Source organism: Streptomyces sp. NPDC024632 (genome assembly GCF_055559175.1).
In genome coordinates this window covers 111,023-129,848 of sequence record NZ_JBVHLD010000013.1, presented here as the reverse complement: position 1 = coordinate 129,848, position 18,826 = coordinate 111,023, and the positions used below count along the sequence as shown (strand labels likewise).

The window sequence follows — 18,826 nt, the reverse complement described above, 5'->3', positions numbered from 1 at the left end:
GCGGCCGTGGTGAACAGGAGCTCGGAAAGTACGTGTGCGACCGATGATGAAACAGAGGGGCCGGGTCATGGCCGACAGCAAGAGCCCCAGACACCGGGCGGGCGGCGGCGGTGCGTCGCCCGGCGGTGATCTGCTCGGGGCCGGGGACGGGGACGGGGGCGGACCGCCGGGCGACGACGGCCGCGGGGACGAGGAGTCGGCCGCGCCGTCCCGGCGGCCGGGCGGGCGGGCGCTCGTCAGCCTCGGGGTGGCGGCAGCCGTCGCGGCGGCGGCCGTGGGGGCGGTCGTCATGCACCACGACAGCAGGTCCCCCGGCCGGGGGACGGCGTCGACGCCGGTGCAGACCGTCGCCGTGGTGCGTACCGACCTGTCCAGCTCGCAGAGCCTCAGCGGGACGCTGGGCTTCGGAAAACCGGTGACGGTCAAGGGCGCGGGCACCGGCACGGTGACCCAGCTCCCCGCGCAGGGGGAGAACGTGTCCCGCGGCCGTCCGCTGCTGCGGGTGGACGACCACCCCGTCATGCTCTTCTACGGCAGCACCCCGCTGTTCCGGCCGCTGGACCGGCGGGGGCTGGTGGGCCGGGACGTGGCGATGGTCGCGGCGAACTTGAAGGCGCTCGGCTACGACATCGGCGCGCAGCCGCCCGTCGGCAGCACGATCCGGCAGGCCGACGCGCCCGCGGCGGGCAGCGGGTCCGCGACCTCCGGCACGGACGGCTCAGGACCGGGCCACGGCTCCGGCTCCGGATCGGGTGCGAGCTCGGCTCCCGGCGCCGGCTCGGGCTCCGGGCCGGCATCCGCGACCGCCGGTACGACGGCCCCGCCCGGCGACGGCCCGCCCGCGGCGCCCCCGGCGTCGCCGACGACGGTCGTCGTGCGGCGCGGGGACGGTGTGCTCACCTCGTCCCTCATGGCGGCGCTGAAGCGCTTTCAGCGGACGTTCGGCCTTCCGGCCACCGGCACCCTCAGCCCGGGTGACGTGGTGGTGCTGCCCGGCAGGGTCCGGGTCAGCGGAGTGCAGGCGGCCCTCGGGGACCCCGCCGCCGAGCCGCTGATGTCCGTCACCCTGGCCGACAAGACCGTCACCGTGCCCGCCGACCCGGACGCCGTGAGCAGCATCAAGGAGAACGACCGTGTCGTCGTCACCCTGCCGGACAGCTCCACCACGCCCGGCCACGTCGCCACGGTCAGCGCCACCGTCCAGGAGCAGGGTTCGGCGGGCGGCGGCTCGGGTGACGACTCCGGCAACGCGCCCCAGCAGAACGTCTCGGTGGCGCTGGACCGGCCGGCCGACGTACGGAACCTGGACTCCGCCCCCGTGCAGGTCGAGTTCACCGGCAAGGTCGAGAAGGGGGTGCTGGCGGTGCCGGTCGGCGCGCTGCTGGCGCTCAGCGGCGGCGGCTACGCGGTGCAGTTGAGGAGCGGCACCCTGGTCGCGGTGCGCCTCGGGATGTTCGCCAAGGGTCTCGTCGAGATCACCGGGACGGGTATCACCGCCGGCACCCGGGTGGTGACGGCCGCGTGAGCCCGGTCCTGGCCGTACGCGGCGCCAGCATGGCCTACCCCGGCGGCGTTCTCGCCCTCGACCGGGTCTCGCTGACCATCGAGGAAGGCGAACTGCTGGGCATCGTCGGTCCCTCCGGCTCCGGCAAGTCCACGCTGCTCAACATCATGGGCACCCTGGACCGTCCCACCAGCGGCGTGGTCGAGATCGCCGGGCAGGACGCGGCGCTGCTCTCCGACCGGCGCCTGTCGGCGCTGCGCGGGCGGTGGCTCGGTTTCGTCTTCCAGCAGTTCCACCTCACCGAGGGGCTCAGCGCCGCCGAGAACGTCGCGACCGGCCTGTTGTACGCGGGGGTCCCCCGGCGCAACCGGCGGCGGCTGGCACTGGAGGCCCTGGCGCGGGTCGGCCTGGCCCGGCGGACCGCGCATCTGCCGCACCAGCTCTCGGGCGGCGAGAAGCAGCGCGTGGCCATCGCCAGGGCGCTGGTCAACGATCCCGCGCTGGTGCTGGCCGACGAACCGACCGGCGCGCTGGACACGGCCAACGGGACGGCGGTCCTGGACCTGCTGGGCCGGCTCAACGAGGAAGGCACGACCATCGCCGTCATCACACACGACCTGGGCATCGCCGCCCGGCTGCCTCGCCGGCTCCAAATCCTCGACGGCCGCCTGGTCGCCGACATCCGGCAGGGGGAGCCGGTATGAGCGGTCCCGACGCGGCCCGCCGACAGCCGCCCCGCCATGGTTCCGGTCCCGGCCTCGGTTCTGACTCGGATTCAGCCGCGGGTCCACCCGCTCGTACGGGGGCCGGGCCCGCTCCCGCGCGGGCGGGACGACCGCCCCTGCGCACGGCGCCGGTCCGATTGGCGCCCTTCGACCTGCTCGGGCTCGGCCTTCTCGGCATCCGCACCCGCAAGCTGCGCGCCGCGCTGTCCGCGCTGGGTATATCCATCGGCATCGCCACGCTCATCGTCGTGACCAGCATCCCGGCGTCCAGCCAGCGATCCCTCTTCAACCAGCTCACCGCGCTGGGGACCAACATGCTCCAGGTCAGCTACGACCCGAACGCGAAACCCGCCGTGGTCCTGCCGCCGGAGTCGGTGGCGATGGTCTCCCGGATCGGCCCGGTCACCATCGCCAGCGCGGTGGCCAACCTCAATCTGCCCGTCGAACGCTCCGACAAGATCCCGGCCACCTACGCCACCGGGCTGACCACCCTCGCCACCCAGCTCAACCTGCTGCCCGCCGTCAACGGCAGCATGGCGTCCGGCACGTTCCTCACCGCGGCGACGGAGCGGTTCCCGGTGGCCGTCCTCGGTGCGACGGCAGCCAATCGGCTCGGCTTCCCCGAGGTCCTCACCGGCCGGACACCGCCGCTGATCTTCGTCGGGAAGACGTGGTTCAGCGTGGCGGGCATCCTCAAGCCGGTGCCGCTGCATCCGGACCTCGACACGTCGGTGCTGGTCGGCTGGGACATCGCGGCGACCGAGCTCGGTTTCCACCGCAGCCCCACCGTGATCTACGTCAAGGCCCCGGACGACGAGATCGACGCGGTGCACGCCGTCCTGCCCGCCACCGTCAACCCGCGGCTGCCGGGCGTCGTCCGGGTCAGCAACCCCTCGTCGGTGCTCGCCGCCAAGCAGGCGACCCGGACCACCTTCTCCGCGCTCTTCCTCGGCCTCGCGGCCGTCGCCCTGCTGGTCGGCGGTATAGGCGTGGCCAACACCATGTACATCTCCATCCTGGAGCGCCGCCGCGAGATCGGCCTGCGCCGGGCCCTCGGCGCCAACCGCGGCCAGATCCGCGCCCAGTTCCTCACCGAGTCGGCCGTGCTGTCCGGCATCGGTGGCGCGGCGGGCACGCTGATCGGGGTCGCGGCGAGCTTCGCCTACTGCGCCTACCAGGGCTGGCCGACGGTCATCCCGCCTGCGGCCCTCGCCGCGGGCCTGCTGGGCGCGGTCCTGATCGGCATGATCGCCGGCGCCTACCCGTCGGTACGGGCCTCCCGGCTGACGCCGACTCAGGCCCTCAGCGCCACCTGAGGAGCAGCCGCGGTCCCGCGCGGGCGTGAGCTCACTTGCATGCCCACGTCTGGCCGCGTTCGGGTGGGAGCCGGCCGATCTGGTGGGCAAGCCTGTGTGGCTGTATCCGGGCGACCGGTGGACCGACGAGGGCTTCAGGCTGGGGCCGCAGCATTACCCCTGCGGGACGGGATCGGGAGCGAACTGGATCGGTCGCGTCCGATGGGTGACGTGGTGCGTGTCCCGCAGGGGTCATGCTGCTGGTGGGCGCCGATGCGCACGGACGTGAGCGCCCGTCAACGCCGGGCGGGGCCGGCCTTTGGCGTGGATTCCGGCGTCTCTCCCGGTCAGCGATGCGCGCCGACCCGTCGGGCCAGCACTTGCCCCGGCCACGTCCCGAACAGGAAAGGATCGGTGGGAACGAATCCGTTGCGCTCGTAGAACGCGACGAGTTCGCCGCCGCCGCCCGCCCAGCAGTCGACCCGCAGCAGGTCGACGCCTGCCCGCCGGGTCTCCCGCACGGCATGGGCCAACAGCGTCGCCCCGATGCCGAGACCGGCGTGCCGTCGGTCGGAGACCAACAGCCGTACATACCGCTCGGGTTCCCCGGCCGGGGCGATCGGCATCTGGGGACTTGGCCCGGAGTCCAGCACCATGGCCCCGACCAGTGCTCCGCCCAACTCCGCTATATGTGGGGCACCTTCGGTCATGTACCGCTCGACCCGCTCCGCACCACCGGGCTTCTTCGAATACGGTGTCGTGCCCCACTGCTCGGTATTGCCGCGATCGTTCATCCAGACCACGGCGGAGTCGAGCATGTCCAACACGGCTGGTGCGTCGGCCGGGCTGCCCGGCCTGATCCGTATCACACGCGTGTCGTCGCTCATGGCGAAAGCCTATGGGGCGGCGCCGACAGGGGGCCGGTTACCGGACTCTTCCCGCGAACGTCCCGGATACCCTGGACGGCCAATGGTTCGACTCCGCAACTCCACCGACGCCTTGACGCGGCTTTCGCGTCGAGGATGGTGATGTTCACGGGCTGCGTCACGTGCTCGCGCATCGAGCCGGGCTCGCTGTTCACAAGCTTCTTCCGCATCGACGTGGAGCAGTGGCCCTGCCTGCATGTCCGGCGCCTGGCGCTGGCGTTCCGTGGCGACCCGGACTATTGCGAGGGGTGGCTGCCGGAACAGGCCCTTCATGTGTCCGGGAGGCTGTTCCGGCAGGAGAGCAGCGAAGAGTGGCCGCCTGTGCGGCCTCCCGGCGCGTGAGCGACCGCACCCGCTCGCACCGGGGCCTACCGCGTCCTGCCGGGGCCCACCCCGTCCCGCCCCGTCAGTGAACGGAGAATCCGCCGTCGACGAAGACCGCCTGGCCGGTGACGTAGCCGGAGGCGCGGCTCGCGAGGAAGACCGCCGCGCCCGCGAAGTCCTCGGGCAGGCCGTTGCGCCCGACCATCGTGCGGGCGGCCAGGGCCGCCACCTTCTCGGGGTCGGACGACAGGCGCGTATTGAGGGGGGTCATGACGAATCCGGGCACCAGGGTGTTGCACGTGACGCCGTACGGCGACCACGCCTCGGCCTGCGAGCGGGCCAGTGACTCCAGCGCCCCCTTGGAGACGCCGTAGGCGCCGCTCTGGACGAAGGCCCGGTGCGCCTGCTGGGAGGTGATGTGGATGATCCGCCCGAAGCCGCGCTCCGCCATGCCGGGCCCGAAGCGCTGCCCCAGCAGGTAGGGCGCCTCCAGGTTGACCGCCATCGTGGTGTCCCACACGTCCTCGCCCAACTCGCCCATCGGGGGCCGCAGGTTGATCCCGGCGGAGTTGACGAGGATGTCGGGTTCGCCGAACGCCTCGACCGCCTCCTCGGCGGCCACGCGCATGCCGTCGCGCGTACTCAGGTCGGCGCTCACCCAGGCCGCCCGGCAGCCGTCGGCCGCCAGCTCGCCGACCGTCGCGGCCAGCTCCGCCTCCCGGCGCGCCACGACCACGACGCTCGCCCCCGCGTGTGCGAGGGCCCCGGCGACAGCGCGGCCGATGCCGGAACTGCCGCCGGTCACCACGGCGACCCGTCCCTCCAGCGAGAACAGTTCGGAGAGGTAGGTCTGTGACGTCATGCCCGGATCCTAAACGGCGGGCCCGCGGCGACAACGACCAGGTCAGCCGCAGGCCCGTAGCCGGTTACGCGGCATCGCCCGATTCACGGACCCGCTTCGTGGCAACACGCCGGGTCCTGGCCCGCTCCACGAGGGACGTGGCGGCGCTCTCCCACTCGGGACAGGCGAAAGTGAACCCGGCCGCGAGCAGCCGCCCCGGCACCACCCGACGGCTCTTGAGCAGCAGCTCCGTGTCCGAGCGCAGCGCGAACGCCCCCAGCTCGGCCATCCAGCGCGTCGCGGGCAGCCCCAGCGGTACGCCCCAGGCCGCGCGCAGCGCCCGCATGAAGTCGCGCTGGGGAAGGGGGCCGGGCGAGGCGAGGTTCACCGGCCCCTCGATGTCGTCGCGCGCGATCAGGAACTCCACCGCCCGCACGAAGTCCTCGTCCTGGATCCAGGAGACGTACTGCGCGCCACCGGCGACCGGACCGCCGAGCCCGAGGCGCGCCAGTCGTGACAGCACGTCGAACACACGTCCGGGCTCATGACCATCGCCGAGCGCAGCGCCACCTTGCGGGTCACGGGGGTCGGCGCCTCGGTCTGCGCGCGCTCCCAGTTCTCGGCGATCGCGACGCTGTACGCCCAGTAGTCCGGCACTCCGTCCTCCGAGCCGCCGATCACTCCGGTCGCCTCGTCGTGTGCCGCGTCGAAGCGGTGGGCGTAGACCGTCGCCGTACTCATCTGGAGCCAGAGGCGCGGTGGCCGCGCGGCGGCGGCGATCGCCTTTCCGACCACCCGCGCCGAATCCACCCGGGAGTCCATCATGGCCTGCCGGTTCTCGGCGGTGTACCGGCACGAGACGCCGGTGCGCTCAGGGCGCGCGGCGGCGCGGCCCCTGCCCGAAAATGCCGAGGACGAGAGATGTTGAGGACGAGCGATGCCGGGCACGAGAGATGTCGAGAACGAGCCACCGGCTCCGTCCCAGGGACAGCGGCGGCCGCCACCGGCCGCGCGAGGACGAAGGAGAGACCAGCATGGCCATTCAGCGGATGGACAACGTCGGCATCGTCGTCGAGGACATGGACGCCGCCATCGCGTTCTTCGTGGACCTCGGCATGGAGCTGGAGGGCAGGGCCGAGGTCAAGGGCCGCTTCGCCGACCAGTGCACCGGACTCGACGGCGTCCACTGCGACATCGCGATGGTCAGGACCCCGGACGGTCACAGCCGGCTCGAACTGGCCAAGTACCGCAGCCCCGAGGCGATCAGCGGCGGACCGCGCGACCGGCCCCACAACATCCTGGGCACCCACCGCGTCATGTTCGCCGTCGACGACATCGAGGACACCGTCGCCCGCCTGCGCCCGCACGGCGCCGAAGTCCTCGGCGAGATCGCCCGGTTCGAGGACAGCTTCCTGCTCTGCTACGTCCGGGGCCCGGAGGGCATCATCGTCGGGCTGGCCGAGCAACTGAGCTGAGCGGAAAGCCCAGTTCGGCCACCTCCTCGGCGGTCCCCCGGCTCAGGGAGCGGGGATGTCCGCGATGCGCAGGGCCGCGTCGGCGGCGGCGCGGGCGAAGGCGGGGACGGGGCGGGCCGGGGTGGAGCGGTGCACGAGGATGACGCCCTCGATGAGGGCGAAGATCAGGTCGGTGCGGAGGGCCAGTTCGGGGGCGGGCAGCGCGCGCCCCGGGGCGGTGGCGGCCAGCAGGCGGGCGTAGGCGGCCTTGAGGTCGGCGCGGGCGCGGCGGAAGGCGGTGAAGCGCTCGGCGGCGACCTCGGGCAGGAGGTACAGGGCGCCGAGATTGTGCGGCCCCGCGCAGAGGAGTTCTGCGTCGTAGCGGCACAGGTCCCAGAGCCGGGCCTCGGCGGGGCGGGCGTCGTCGGCGAGCAGCGCGCGGGCCAGGTCGAGGGACGGGGTGACCGTGCCTTCGAGGAGTTCGGCGAGCAGATCCTCCTTGCCGCCGACGTAGTGGTAGATCGACGCCTGCCGCATCCCGGCCCGCTCGGCGACCGCCCGCGTGGTGGTGGCGGTGTAGCCGCGCGTGGTGAAGAGTTCGGCCGCCGCCGCGAGCAGTTCCTCGCGCACGCTCATGCCGCTGTCCGGTCGCTGCTGGGCGCGCGGCCTGCCGACCCGTTTTCCGCTCGTGCTCACCCGCCGATCGTCGCACGCGGCGACGCGACGACGACGGCGGGCAGTCCGGTGAGGGGCCAGTAACCGGGCGGCAACAACCGGGCAATCGCCGTGAAGCCACCGCCGCCTAATTTCTGTCGAGCGACAGAAATTCGTGTGGAGCAGGAGCCGTGAGACGACGGAGGTGCAGCCCCGTGGCGACAGGGACGACCGGTGGAAGGAAGACCGGCCAGAGCACGGCCCGCAGGACATCCCGCAGGGCCCCGCGCCCGACCGGGACCACGTACGAGGCCAGGGAGCACGCCCGCGCCCAGGAAGGGGCCCGCGCCGCCGCGATGCCTCAAGTGCCCGCGCCTGAGGGCCTGTTGTGGTCGGAGACCGTGGCGGGCGGCGGCTACACCCACAAGGTGCTGGCCCGCGGCAGCGAGCTGCGGCTCGCCGACCCGACCGGCGACGCGTGCGCGCACGTCCTGCTCTTCGTGGACGGCCGCCCCTGGGAGCGGCTGAACGCGGCCGACACCGTCAAGGTCCAGTGGAACGCGTATCTCGGCGCGGGCCGCCTCCTGCTGTCCGACCAGGGCCGCGTCCTGGCCTCCCTGGTCTCGGACACCAGCGGGCGGCACGACACGCTGTGCGGTACGTCGTCGGCTGCGCGCAACACCGCGCGGTACGGGGACGGTTCGGCGCAGGGCCGCTCCCCCGCGGGCCGCGAGCTGTTCCTGCTGGCCGCCGCCAAGAACGGGCTGGGGGCACGCGACCTCCCGCCGTCGCTCTCCTTCTTCCAGGGACTGCGCGTGGAGCCCGACGGGGCACTGGAGTTCATCGGTTCCGCGGGGCCCGGCACGAGCGTGACCCTGCGCGCCGAGCAGCCGCTGACCGTACTGCTGGCCAATGTGCCGCACCCGCTGGACCCCCGACCGGCCTACACCTGCGGCCCGTTGGAGGTACGCGCACGGCCCGGCGCCGCCACCGCGCCCGGCGACCCGCTGTGGGACGCGACGCCCGAGGGCCGCCGCGCCTTCCTCAACACCGCGGAACACCTGACCGCCAGGGGGATCGTATGAACGGCCAGAATGTGACGGACGACCGGGGCCGTACGGACGGCGCGGACGGCGCGGACGGCGCGGACCGGACCGGCGGCCAGGACCGTACCGAGGGCCCGTCCCCCCTGGGCGGCGCGACCTCCGTGACCGTACCGGCGCGGGCACCCTGGTCCGCGGTGATCCCGGCGGGCGGCCACCTCACCATCACCGACCTGCACGGCAACCAGGCCGTGGACTTCCTGGTCTACGACGCCCACGACACCGCCGTCCGCTACAGCGCGCCCGACACCGTACAGGCCCAGGGCAACCTCTTCCTGACCACCGGCAGCGTGCTGCTGTCCAACGAGCACACCCCGCTGATGACCGTGGTCGCCGACACCTGCGGCCGGCACGACACGATCGGCGGCGCGTGCTCCAAGGAGTCCAACACCCTGCGCTACGGCCACCACACGTGGTCGCAGCACGCCTGCGTGGACAACTTCCTGTCCGAGGGCGCGCGTTACGGCCTCGGCAAGCGCGACCTGGTGAGCAACGTCAACTGGTACATGAACGTGCCCGTCGAGGAGGACGGCACCCTCGGCATCGTGGACGGCATCTCCGCGCCCGGCCTTGAGGTCGAACTGCGCGCCGAGACCGACGTGTTGGTCCTGGTCTCCAACTGCCCGCAGATCAACAACCCCTGCAACGGCTTCGATCCGACGCCGGTCCTGATGACGGTCAGGACGCCGGGCCGGGCCGGGGACACGGTCGGCGCGCCGTCCGGAGAGGCGGTCCGATGACCGACGAGCCCGTGAAGCGCGCCCCCGCGCGCTTCGACACCCTGCTGGTCGCCAACCGCGGCGAGATCGCCGCCCGGATCATCCGCACCGCCCGCCGGATGGGGCTGCGCACGGTCGCGGTCTTCTCCGACCCCGACCGCGCCGCGCCGCACGTGCACCTGGCCGACGCCGCCGTACGGCTGGGCCCCGCACCGGCCAAGTCCAGCTATCTGGACGTGGACGCGGTGCTCGCGGCGGCCCGCGAGACCGGCGCGGGCGCCGTCCACCCCGGCTACGGATTCCTGTCGGAGGACGCGGTCTTCGCGCGCCGCTGCGAAACGGCGGGGCTCGCCTTCGTCGGTCCGACGCCGGACCAGCTCGAACTCTTCGGCGCCAAGCACACCGCGCGCGCCGCGGCGGAGGCGGCCGGGGTGCCGCTGCTGCCCGGCACCGGACTGCTGCCCGACGTGGACAGCGCGTTGACGGCCGCCGCGTCGCTCGGCTACCCGGTGATGCTCAAGGCGACCGGCGGCGGTGGCGGCATCGGCATGCGCGCCTGCCACTCCCCCGCCGAACTCACCGACGCCTGGGGCTCGGTGCAGCGTGTAGCGGCGGCCAGCTTCTCCTCGGCGGGCGTCTTCCTGGAACGGCTGGTGGAGAGCGCCCGGCACGTCGAGGTGCAGGTCTTCGGCGACGGCCACGGCCGCGTCCTGACCCTCGGCGACCGCGACTGCTCCCTCCAACGCCGCCACCAGAAGGTCCTGGAGGAGGCCCCCGCGCCCGGCCTGCCCGACGCCCTGCGGGAGCGACTGGCGCTCAGCGCGCGGGCGTTGTGCGCCTCGGTCGACTACCGCTCGGCGGGCACCGTGGAATTCGTGTACGACGCGGCGCGCGGCCAGGCGTACTTCCTGGAGGTCAACACCCGTCTCCAGGTGGAGCATCCGGTGACCGAGGAGACGTACGGTGTCGACCTCGTGGAGTGGATGCTGCGGCTCGCGCAGGGCGACACACCGCTGAGCACCGGCGACGACACGCCGATTGACCTGTCGACACAGCGAGTGGGACACGCCGTGGAGGCCCGGATCTACGCCGAGGACCCCACGCGCGGCCACCTGCCGAGCGCGGGACGGCTCACCGAGGTGGTCTTCCCGCCGGGGGTCCGCGTCGACGCCTGGATCGAGACCGGCACCGAGGTCACCACCTCCTACGATCCGATGCTCGCCAAGGTGATCGCGCACGGCGCCGACCGGGCGCAGGCCCTCTCCCGGCTCGCGGACGCCCTCGCCGCGACCAGGATCGACGGCATCGAGACCAATCTGGGGCTGCTGCGGGCCGCCGTCGCCGATCCGGCGCTGCACGCCGCGACGCACAGCACCGCGACCCTCGACGCGGTCACCGACCCCACCCGCCGGATCGACGTGGTCCGCGCGGGCACCCTGACCAGCGTCCAGGACTGGCCGGGCCGCACCGGCCTGTGGCACGTCGGCGTTCCGCCGTGCGGCCCGATGGACGACCTGTCCTTCCGGCTCGGCAACGAAGCGCTCGGCAACGACGAGGGCGCGCCCGGCCTCGAATGCACCCTCCAGGGACCGGCGTTGCGCTTCAGCCACCCCACCACCGTCTGCGTGACCGGCGCGCCCGCGACCGTCACGGTCGACGGACACCCGGTGCCGCGCTGGGAGCCGGTCACCGTACCGGCGGGCGCGCTGCTCGACATCGGCGCGCCGGAGGCGGCAGGGCTGCGCACATATCTGCTGGTCGCGGGCGGCCTCGACGTCCCCCGCTTCCTCGGCAGCGCGGCCACCTTCACGCTCGGCGGATTCGGCGGCCACGGCGGCCGGGCGCTGCGCGTCGGTGACGTCCTGCACGGCGGTACGACGACGGAGGCGAGCGGCCCCGTACCGGCCTCGCTGCGGCCGGAGTGGGGGACGCGGTGGCTGATCGGCGCCGTCGAGGGCCCGCACGCCGCGCCGGAGTTCTTCACCGAGGACGACATCCGCGACTTCTACGCCGCCGAGTGGAGCGTGCACTTCAACTCCGCGCGCACCGGCGTACGGCTCGTCGGCCCGAAGCCGCGCTGGGCGCGCTCCGACGGCGGCGAGGCGGGCCTGCACCCGTCCAACATCCACGACACGCCGTACGCGGTCGGCGCCGTCGACTACACGGGCGACATGCCCGTACTGCTCGGTCCCGACGGCCCCTCGCTCGGCGGATTCGTGTGCCCCGCGACCGTCGTGACCGGTCAGCGCTGGAAGCTCGGGCAGCTCAGGCCGGGCGACACCGTACGATTCGTGCCGGTCAGCGAGGACGCCGCCGCCGGGCTGCGGCGCGCGCCCGCAACAATGCCGACGCCGTCGCGGCCCGTCATCGCCGACGGGGGTGTCCTCGGGCGCGCCGAAGCGACCGCGACACGCCCGGCCGTGACGTACCGCCGCAGCGGCGACGACAATCTGCTCGTCGAATACGGGCCCATGCAGCTCGACTTGGCGCTCCGGATGCGGGTGCACGCCCTGGCGGAACACCTCGCCGCCCAACGCCTGCCCGGCGTCGTCGACCTCACACCCGGCATCCGCTCCCTCCAGATCCACGCCGACCCGGGCGCGCTGCCCACCGCCAAACTGCTCGACGCCGTGCGCGAGGCGGAGGAGCAACTGCCGCCCACCGACCGGCTCGTGGTGCCCAGCCGGACCGTGCACCTGCCGCTGTCCTGGGACGACCCCGCCACGCGTGAGGCCATCGAGCGCTACATGGCGGGCGTCCGCGACGACGCGCCGTGGTGCCCGTGGAACATCGAGTTCATCCGCCGCGTCAACGGTCTCGACTCCGTGGACGACGTGTACCGGACCGTCTTCGACGCCGAATACCTCGTGCTCGGGCTCGGCGACGTCTACCTCGGCGCGCCCGTCGCCACGCCGCTCGATCCGCGCCACCGGCTCGTCACCACCAAGTACAACCCGGCGCGCACCTGGACGGCGGAGAACTCCGTCGGCATCGGCGGGGCCTACCTCTGTATCTACGGCATGGAAGGGCCCGGCGGCTACCAGTTCGTCGGCCGTACGATCCAGGTCTGGTCCAGCCGCGCCCGCCGACAGCCGTGGCTGCTGCGCTTCTTCGACCGCATCAAGTGGTATCCGGTCTCCGCCGACGAACTCCTCGACCTCCGGGCCGACATGGCGGCCGGGCGGCTGCCGCTGCGGGTGGAGGACGGGAGTTTCGCTCTCGCGGACCATCAGCGGTTCCTCGCCGACAACGCGGAGTCCATCGCGGCCTTCCGCGCCCGGCAGGGGGCCGCGTTCGCCGCGGAGCGCGACGCGTGGGAAGCCGCCGGTGAGTTCGCCCGCACCGACGACTCGGCCGCCGCCGTCCCGGCCCCCGCCGCCGTCACCGTGCCGCCCGGCGGCCGTACGGTCGACGCCGAATTCGCCGCCGCCGTCTGGCACATCGCCGTCCGCCCCGGCGACTGCGTCACGGCCGGGCAGCACCTCCTGACCCTGGAGGCCATGAAGATGGAGTCCCCCGTCACCGCCCCCACCGGCGGGACCGTCGCCCAAGTCCTCGTCTCCCCCGGCGACCAAGTCACCCCCGGCACCCCCCTCCTGACTCTCTCCCCCTAGTGCCTGTCCGGCGGATCATCGGCGGTCCAGGCGCCGAAGACGCCGTTCGTGATCCGCCGGACAGGCCCTGGCTCACCCCCTTCCGGCTCACGCCGCCTCAATCGCCGGCGGGGCTGATTTGTGCCGCCACCGCCGATCGGCAACTCACCCCGCATGCGGCCAGGCGTGTGCGACACGCCAGAAGCAAAAAATCAGCCCGTCCGGCGATTGAGGACTAGCCCCAGCGGCAATGAGCGGCCCCCCGGCACCCGCACCCGCACCCGCACCCGCACATCAGACGGAGGAAGCCCATGGAGAGCGCTCAGGACCGCGTGCGGGCCGCGTATCGGCGGATCGCGGAGGTGGACCGCCCGGAGGTGTGGATCGCGCTGCGCGCGGAGGAGGAGGTGCGGACAGAGGCGGCGGCGGTGGACGAGAGAAGGGCGGCCGGGGAGGCGCTGCCCCTGGCGGGGCGGCTGCTGGCGGTGAAGGGGAACATCGACGTGGCGGGCCTGGAGACGACGGCGGGCTGCCCGTCGTACGCGTACGCGCCGCGGGAGGACGCCCCGGCGGTGCGGGCCCTGCGCGCGGCGGGCGCGATCGTGCTGGGCAGCACGAACATGGACCAGTTCGCGACTGGCCTGGTCGGCACGCGAAGCCCCTACGGCGCGGTGCGCAACGCCGTCACCCCGGAGCGGGTGAGCGGCGGCTCCAGCTCGGGCTCGGCCGTCGCGGTGGCACTCGGCCTCGTGGACGTGGCGCTCGGTACGGACACGGCCGGCTCCGGCCGCGTCCCGGCGGCGTTCAACGGCATCGTCGGGGTGAAGCCGACCCGCGGCCTGGTGTCGACGCGCGGCGTCGTACCGGCGTGCGCGAGCCTGGACTGCGTGTCCGTCTTCGCCAGGACACTGCCCGAGGCACGCCGCACGATGGCGCTCCTCGCGAGCTGCGAGGCACCGCCGCGCCGCCCTGGACCGTGGCGGGTCGCGGTGGCGGCGCGAGCGCAACTCGGCGAGATGGACGCCGGATGGGCGGCGGCCTACGAGGCGGCGGCGGACCGGCTGGCCGCCGCCGGGGCCGAGCTGCGGACACTGGACCTGACGCCGTTCACGCGGGCGGCGGCGCTGCTCTACGAGGGCGCTTTCGTCGCGGAACGCTGGTCAGCCGTGGGCGAGTTCATCGAGGCGCACCGGGACGCCCCCGACCTGGACCCGACCGTCGCGGCCGTCATCACGGCGGCCCGCGACCTGCCCGCGCACCGCCTCTTCACCGACCAGCGGCGGCTGGCCGCACTGCGCACCGAGGCCATGGCGCGACTCGGCGACGCCGACGCCCTGTTGCTGCCGACCGCACCGGGGCACCCGACACTCGCCGAGGTCGCCGCCGACCCGCTCGGCGCCAACGCGCGCCTCGGCCGCTTCACCAACTCGGCCAACCTGCTGGACCTTTGCGCGGTCGCGGTCCCGGCGGGCACCGTCGAGGGCCGGCCCTTCGGCGTGATGCTGCTCGGCCCCGCGCACACCGACGACCGGATCGCGGACGTCGCCGCCCTGTTGGAGCCGCCTCTCCGCGTCGCCGTGGTCGGCGCCCACCTCAGCGGCCAGCCCCTCAACCACCAACTCGTCGCGCTCGGAGCCCGGTTGACGGCCGCGACCACCACCGCCCCCGCGTACCAGCTCTACGCCCTGGACACCGAACCCGCCAAGCCAGGTCTGGTGCGGACCGAGAAGGGCGGCGCCGCCGTCGAGGCCGAGGTCTGGGAGCTGCCCGCCGCCGGTCTCGGCGCGCTGACCGCCGCCCTGCCGCGCCCGATGGCCCTGGGCAGCGTCGAGTTGTCCGACGGCACCAGTTGCCCCGGCTTCCTGTGCGAGCCGTCGGCGCTCGACAGCGCCGAGGACATCACGGCCTACGGCGGCTGGCGCGCGTACCTCGCCGACCGGTCCGGGGCATGAACCTCGACGGCGAACGCGGAGAAGTCGCCCCACCCGTCCCCCGCCACCCAGCGGCACCCTCCGTACACTGTGCGGATTGTTCACCGACGGGGAGGACCACGGCCGTATGCGCCGCGTCACCGCAATCACCACCGCTCTGCTGACCGTCACGCTCACCGGGACGGCCCTGGCGGGCTGTTCGTCGTCGGACTCGTCCGACGACAGCGCCAAACCGTCCGCGTCGGCCGGGACACCGTCGGCCACGCCGACGACCTCGGCGGTACCGACGAAGACCGCCAACGGCAGGCTGGACTACACCGGGGACACCACCGGGACCGCCCTGTTCACCTCGGCGATCTCCTGCGAGATCGTGGCGGGAAAGCTGGTCGGGGTGACCGCCCCCGACAGGACGGACGCGTCGGCGCCGAAGTCCCGTCGTTCATCGCGACGACCGGCGGCCTCCAGAAGCTGGCGATGCTCCAGCCGACGGCCACCGACTCGTACGCCCAGCGGTCGTCCGGCAGCGTGACGGCCGCCAAGAGCGCCGGGACCTGGAAAGTGACGGTGAAGGACCTCGTCATCGCGGGCAACCACGGCGACGACAGGAAGTCGATCACCGTCAACGGCTCTCTGACCTGCACCAAGCTCACCGGTCAGTGAGTCGGGGCGCCGGTGTGTCGGGGCGCCGGTGCGCCGGTGCGCCGGTCCGCCGGTGCGGCCGTGATGCCGTGATGCCGTGATGCCGTGAGTCAACGCGCGGGCCGCCCGTGCGGCCCGTCATCCTCCGGGACCGGGCCGCACAGGTGCACGCCGCAGGGGCGGCTCACCCCACCGAGGAGTACGCGACGACCCCGCGTCGCAGCCCGTCGACCGCCCGGCGGGCGTTGCGGCGGACCGGGCTGCCCTCCGGAGCGGCGTCGCTGATCTGGCCCAGGACGTCGATGAGCTGCTTGCACCAGCGGACGAAGTCACCGGCGGGCATGTCGGCGTCGGAGAGGACCGCGTCCAGGCCGTGGCCCGAGGCCCAGCGGTAGGCGGGCCAGGCGAAGCCGAGGTCGGGCTCGCGCTGGCCGACGCCCTCGGCCTGGTTGATGTGGTGGGACTCCTCCAGCGCGTCGAGACGGCCCCAGATACGGACCATCTCGCCGAGGGCTTCCTTCGCGTTGCCGGTCGGCAGCTTGGGCGCGACGGCGTCGTCGGCCTGCCGGGTCTCGTAGACCAACGCCGAGGCGCAGGCCGCCAGTTCGGCCGGGCCGAGGCCGTCCCAGACGCCCTCGCGCAGGCATTCGCTGGCGAGCAGGTCCAACTCGCCGTAGAGCCGGGCGAGCCGCCGCCCCTCGGGAGTGACCTTCTCGGCCTGGAGATAGCCCAGTTCGGTGAGCAGCGCGCAGATCCGGTCGAAGGTGCGGGCGATGGTGTTGGTGCGGCCCTCGATGCGCCGCTCCAACTGCTGGGTGTCGCGCCGCAGTCGGTGGTAGCGCTCGGCCCAGCGGGCGTGGTCCTCGCGCTCCTCGCAGCCGTGGCAGGGGTGCGCGCGGATCGCGGTACGCAGCCGGGAGATCTCGGTGTCGTCGGCCGCGGCGGCCCGCTGCTTGCGGTGCCGTGAGGGTGCGGCCCAGCCCGCGGTGCCCGCTTTGGAGCGCATCGCGGAGGCGAGGTCGCGCCGGGACTGCGGGCTGCGCGGGTTGAAGGACTTGGGGATCCGCATCCGGTCCAGCGCCTCGACGGGAACGGGGAAGTCTATCTGCCCGAGCCGCTTGACCTGGCGCTCCGCGGTGAGCACCAACGGGCGCGGGCCGTCGGCGAATTCCTCGTTGCGATGCGGGTGGCCGTTGGAACGGCCCGCGGGGACACCGGGTTCCAGGACCAGCGCGAGCCCGGCGTACTTGCCCGCGGGGACGTGGATGATGTCGCCCGGCTTCAGCTTCTCCAGCGCGTCGGAGGCCGCGGCGCGGCGCTGCATCGCGCCCTGCCTCGACAGTTCCGACTCGCGTTCCTTCAGCTCCCGCCGCAACCGCATGTAGGCGTCGAAGTCGCCGAGGTGGCAGGTCATCGACTGCTTGTAGCCGTCGAGCCCTTCCTCGTTGCGCTGCACCTGCTTGGAGATGCCGACCACCGAGCGGTCGGCCTGGAACTGCGCGAAGGACGTCTCCAGCAGCTCGCGCGAGCGGTGCCGCCCGAACTGCCCCACGAGGTTGACCGCCATGTTGTACGACGGCTTGAAGGACGACCGCAGCGGATACGTACGGGTGCCCGCGAGTCCGGCGACCGCGCCCGGGTCGAAACCGCGCTGCCAGAGCACCACGGCGTGGCCCTCGACGTCGATGCCCCGGCGGCCCGCGCGGCCGGTGAGCTGGGTGTACTCGCCGGGGGTGATGTCGGCGTGGGTCTCGCCGTTCCACTTGACGAGCTTTTCCAGCACCACGGAGCGGGCGGGCATGTTGATGCCGAGCGCCAGCGTCTCGGTGGCGAAGACCGCCTTGACCAGGCCCTTGACGAAGAGCTCCTCGACGACCTCCTTGAAGGTCGGGAGCATGCCCGCGTGGTGGGCGGCGATGCCGCGTTCCAGGCCCTCGAGCCATTCGAAGTAGCCCAGGACGTGCAGATCCTCGTCGGGGATGGCGCGGGTGCGCTCCTCCACGATGGCGCGCACCTGGGCGCGCTTGTCCTCGGTGTTCAGCCGCAGGCCCGCGTAGAGGCACTGCTGGACGGCGGCCTCGCAGCCCGCGCGGCTGAAGATGAAGGTGATGGCGGGCAGCAGTCCTTCGTTGTCCAGCCGGTCGATGACCTCGGCGCGGCTGGGCGTCCACACCCGGCTGCGGGCACGCCGCTCCCGCTCGCGGTCGGCCTCGCGGCCGCGCTTGGCCCGCGGGTGGTAGCTGCGCTGGTTCTCCATCCGCGCGAGCCGCTCCAGATCGGCGTTGACCTCGCGGCGGCCCTTGCCGTCGGTGGCGCCGGCCTTCTCCTCGAAGAGGTCGTACATCCGGCGGCCGGCCAGCACGTGCTGCCACAGCGGGACCGGGCGGTGCTCGGAGACGATGACCTCGGTGTCGCCGCGGACGGTGTCGAGCCAGTCGCCGAACTCCTCGGCGTTGGAGACGGTCGCGGAGAGCGACACGAGGGTGACGGACTGCGGGAGGTGGATGATCACCTCTTCCCAGACGGCGCCGCGGAAGCGGTCGGAGAGGTAGTGCACCTCGTCCATCACCACATAGCCGAGGCCGTCGAGGGCGGCGGAGCCGGCGTACAGCATGTTCCGCAGGACCTCGGTGGTCATGACGATCACCGGCGCATCGCCGTTGACGCTGTTGTCACCCGTCAGCAGGCCGACCTTCTCGGCGCCGTAGCGCTTGGCGAGGTCGCTGTACTTCTGGTTGGACAGAGCCTTGATGGGCGTGGTGTAGAAGCACTTGCGGCCCTCGGCGAGAGCGAGGTGGACGGCGAACTCGCCGACGATGGTCTTGCCCGAGCCGGTCGGGGCGGCGACGAGGACGCCGCTGCCCGCCTCCAGCGCCTGGCACGCCTCGACCTGGAAGGGGTCGAGGCCGAACTCGTACATCTCACGGAACTGGGCGAGGGCCGTTGCGTTCTCCGCTGCGCGGCGACGGCTGGCGGCGAAGCGCTCGGCGGGCGACATCTCATCGAGCGCCATCTCATCTGCGGACTTCTCATCGGTCATCTTGGCTCCGAGCCTACCCGCCACCACTGACACGGCACGTGATCTTTATTGCCGCTATACCCGTCGAGCGGCCGGATC

At 73.0% G+C, this 18,826-nt stretch carries 15 protein-coding genes and 2 pseudogenes; 12 read left to right on the top strand and 5 right to left on the bottom strand.

Annotated features, from left to right (window positions below; all coding sequences use genetic code 11):
* Nucleotides 1–67 precede the first annotated feature (67 nt).
* From ACZ37P_RS26230 to ACZ37P_RS26215, 4 genes and pseudogenes are all read left to right on the top strand, one after another.
* On the top strand, nucleotides 68–1,525 hold the full coding sequence (locus tag ACZ37P_RS26230; RefSeq protein ID WP_467348893.1) for a peptidoglycan-binding protein: 1,458 nt from the start codon (nucleotides 68–70) through the stop codon (nucleotides 1,523–1,525).
* Nucleotides 1,522–2,208 carry an ABC transporter ATP-binding protein gene (locus ACZ37P_RS26225; protein ID WP_355332945.1) on the top strand — a complete coding sequence of 229 codons (687 nt, stop codon included), beginning with the start codon at nucleotides 1,522–1,524 and terminating at the stop codon, nucleotides 2,206–2,208. Before ACZ37P_RS26230 ends, ACZ37P_RS26225 begins: the two co-directional genes overlap by 4 nt.
* 158 nt (nucleotides 2,209–2,366) lie before the next feature.
* On the top strand, nucleotides 2,367–3,545 hold the full coding sequence (locus tag ACZ37P_RS26220) for an ABC transporter permease (RefSeq protein WP_355332948.1): 1,179 nt from the start codon (nucleotides 2,367–2,369) through the stop codon (nucleotides 3,543–3,545).
* Between the two features lie 35 nt (nucleotides 3,546–3,580).
* Nucleotides 3,581–3,743: pseudogene (locus ACZ37P_RS26215) on the top strand (diadenosine tetraphosphate hydrolase); the annotation flags it as partial.
* A gap of 128 nt (nucleotides 3,744–3,871) precedes the next feature.
* On the opposite strand, the gene ACZ37P_RS26210 reads toward ACZ37P_RS26215, so the two are convergent.
* Entirely contained in the window at nucleotides 3,872–4,411 is a 540-nt protein-coding gene (locus ACZ37P_RS26210; protein WP_467348890.1) for a GNAT family N-acetyltransferase, read from the bottom strand.
* Between the two features lie 135 nt (nucleotides 4,412–4,546).
* Here ACZ37P_RS26210 and ACZ37P_RS26205 point away from each other — a divergent pair, with 135 nt between their 5' ends.
* On the top strand, nucleotides 4,547–4,792 hold the full coding sequence (locus ACZ37P_RS26205; RefSeq protein ID WP_355332951.1) for a hypothetical protein: 246 nt from the start codon (nucleotides 4,547–4,549) through the stop codon (nucleotides 4,790–4,792).
* Between the two features lie 64 nt (nucleotides 4,793–4,856).
* Here ACZ37P_RS26205 and ACZ37P_RS26200 read toward each other — a convergent pair whose 3' ends face one another.
* Together ACZ37P_RS26200 and ACZ37P_RS26195 are read right to left on the bottom strand one after the other, a co-directional pair.
* Nucleotides 4,857–5,636, bottom strand: coding sequence for an SDR family NAD(P)-dependent oxidoreductase (locus ACZ37P_RS26200; RefSeq protein WP_401721172.1), 780 nt, complete (start codon nucleotides 5,634–5,636; stop codon nucleotides 4,857–4,859).
* Nucleotides 5,637–5,700: 64 nt separating this feature from the next.
* A pseudogene (locus ACZ37P_RS26195) lies at nucleotides 5,701–6,476 on the bottom strand (DUF1731 domain-containing protein); the annotation flags it as partial.
* A gap of 173 nt (nucleotides 6,477–6,649) precedes the next feature.
* On the opposite strand from ACZ37P_RS26195, the gene ACZ37P_RS26190 reads away from it, so the two are divergent.
* Nucleotides 6,650–7,090: a VOC family protein gene (locus ACZ37P_RS26190; RefSeq protein WP_391046260.1), complete on the top strand. Its 441-nt coding sequence runs from the start codon at nucleotides 6,650–6,652 to the stop codon at nucleotides 7,088–7,090.
* 42 nt (nucleotides 7,091–7,132) lie between these two features.
* Here ACZ37P_RS26190 and ACZ37P_RS26185 read toward each other — a convergent pair whose 3' ends face one another.
* Complete coding sequence (locus ACZ37P_RS26185) at nucleotides 7,133–7,705, bottom strand: TetR/AcrR family transcriptional regulator (RefSeq protein ID WP_467348974.1); 573 nt, start codon at nucleotides 7,703–7,705, stop codon at nucleotides 7,133–7,135.
* A 233-nt stretch (nucleotides 7,706–7,938) separates the two neighbouring features.
* On the opposite strand from ACZ37P_RS26185, the gene ACZ37P_RS26180 reads away from it, so the two are divergent.
* From ACZ37P_RS26180 to ACZ37P_RS26155, 6 genes are all read left to right on the top strand, one after another.
* On the top strand, nucleotides 7,939–8,808 hold the full coding sequence (locus ACZ37P_RS26180; protein ID WP_355332959.1) for an urea amidolyase associated protein UAAP1: 870 nt from the start codon (nucleotides 7,939–7,941) through the stop codon (nucleotides 8,806–8,808).
* Nucleotides 8,805–9,566, top strand: coding sequence for an urea amidolyase associated protein UAAP2 (locus ACZ37P_RS26175; RefSeq protein ID WP_467348886.1), 762 nt, complete (start codon nucleotides 8,805–8,807; stop codon nucleotides 9,564–9,566). Before ACZ37P_RS26180 ends, ACZ37P_RS26175 begins: the two co-directional genes overlap by 4 nt.
* Nucleotides 9,563–13,159 carry an urea carboxylase gene (gene uca, locus ACZ37P_RS26170; protein ID WP_467348884.1) on the top strand — a complete coding sequence of 1,199 codons (3,597 nt, stop codon included), beginning with the start codon at nucleotides 9,563–9,565 and terminating at the stop codon, nucleotides 13,157–13,159. Before ACZ37P_RS26175 ends, uca begins: the two co-directional genes overlap by 4 nt.
* Before the next feature lie 290 nt (nucleotides 13,160–13,449).
* Entirely contained in the window at nucleotides 13,450–15,090 is a 1,641-nt protein-coding gene (atzF, locus tag ACZ37P_RS26165) for an allophanate hydrolase (RefSeq protein ID WP_467348882.1), read from the top strand.
* Between the two features lie 76 nt (nucleotides 15,091–15,166).
* Complete coding sequence (locus ACZ37P_RS26160) at nucleotides 15,167–15,598, top strand: hypothetical protein (RefSeq protein ID WP_467348880.1); 432 nt, start codon at nucleotides 15,167–15,169, stop codon at nucleotides 15,596–15,598.
* Entirely contained in the window at nucleotides 15,544–15,729 is a 186-nt protein-coding gene (locus ACZ37P_RS26155; protein WP_467348878.1) for a hypothetical protein, read from the top strand. The genes ACZ37P_RS26160 and ACZ37P_RS26155 overlap by 55 nt, the downstream gene beginning before the upstream one ends.
* A gap of 163 nt (nucleotides 15,730–15,892) precedes the next feature.
* Here ACZ37P_RS26155 and ACZ37P_RS26150 read toward each other — a convergent pair whose 3' ends face one another.
* Nucleotides 15,893–18,748 (bottom strand): DEAD/DEAH box helicase, encoded by a 2,856-nt coding sequence (locus tag ACZ37P_RS26150; RefSeq protein ID WP_355332972.1) that lies wholly within the window; start codon nucleotides 18,746–18,748, stop codon nucleotides 15,893–15,895.
* Nucleotides 18,749–18,826 lie beyond the last annotated feature (78 nt).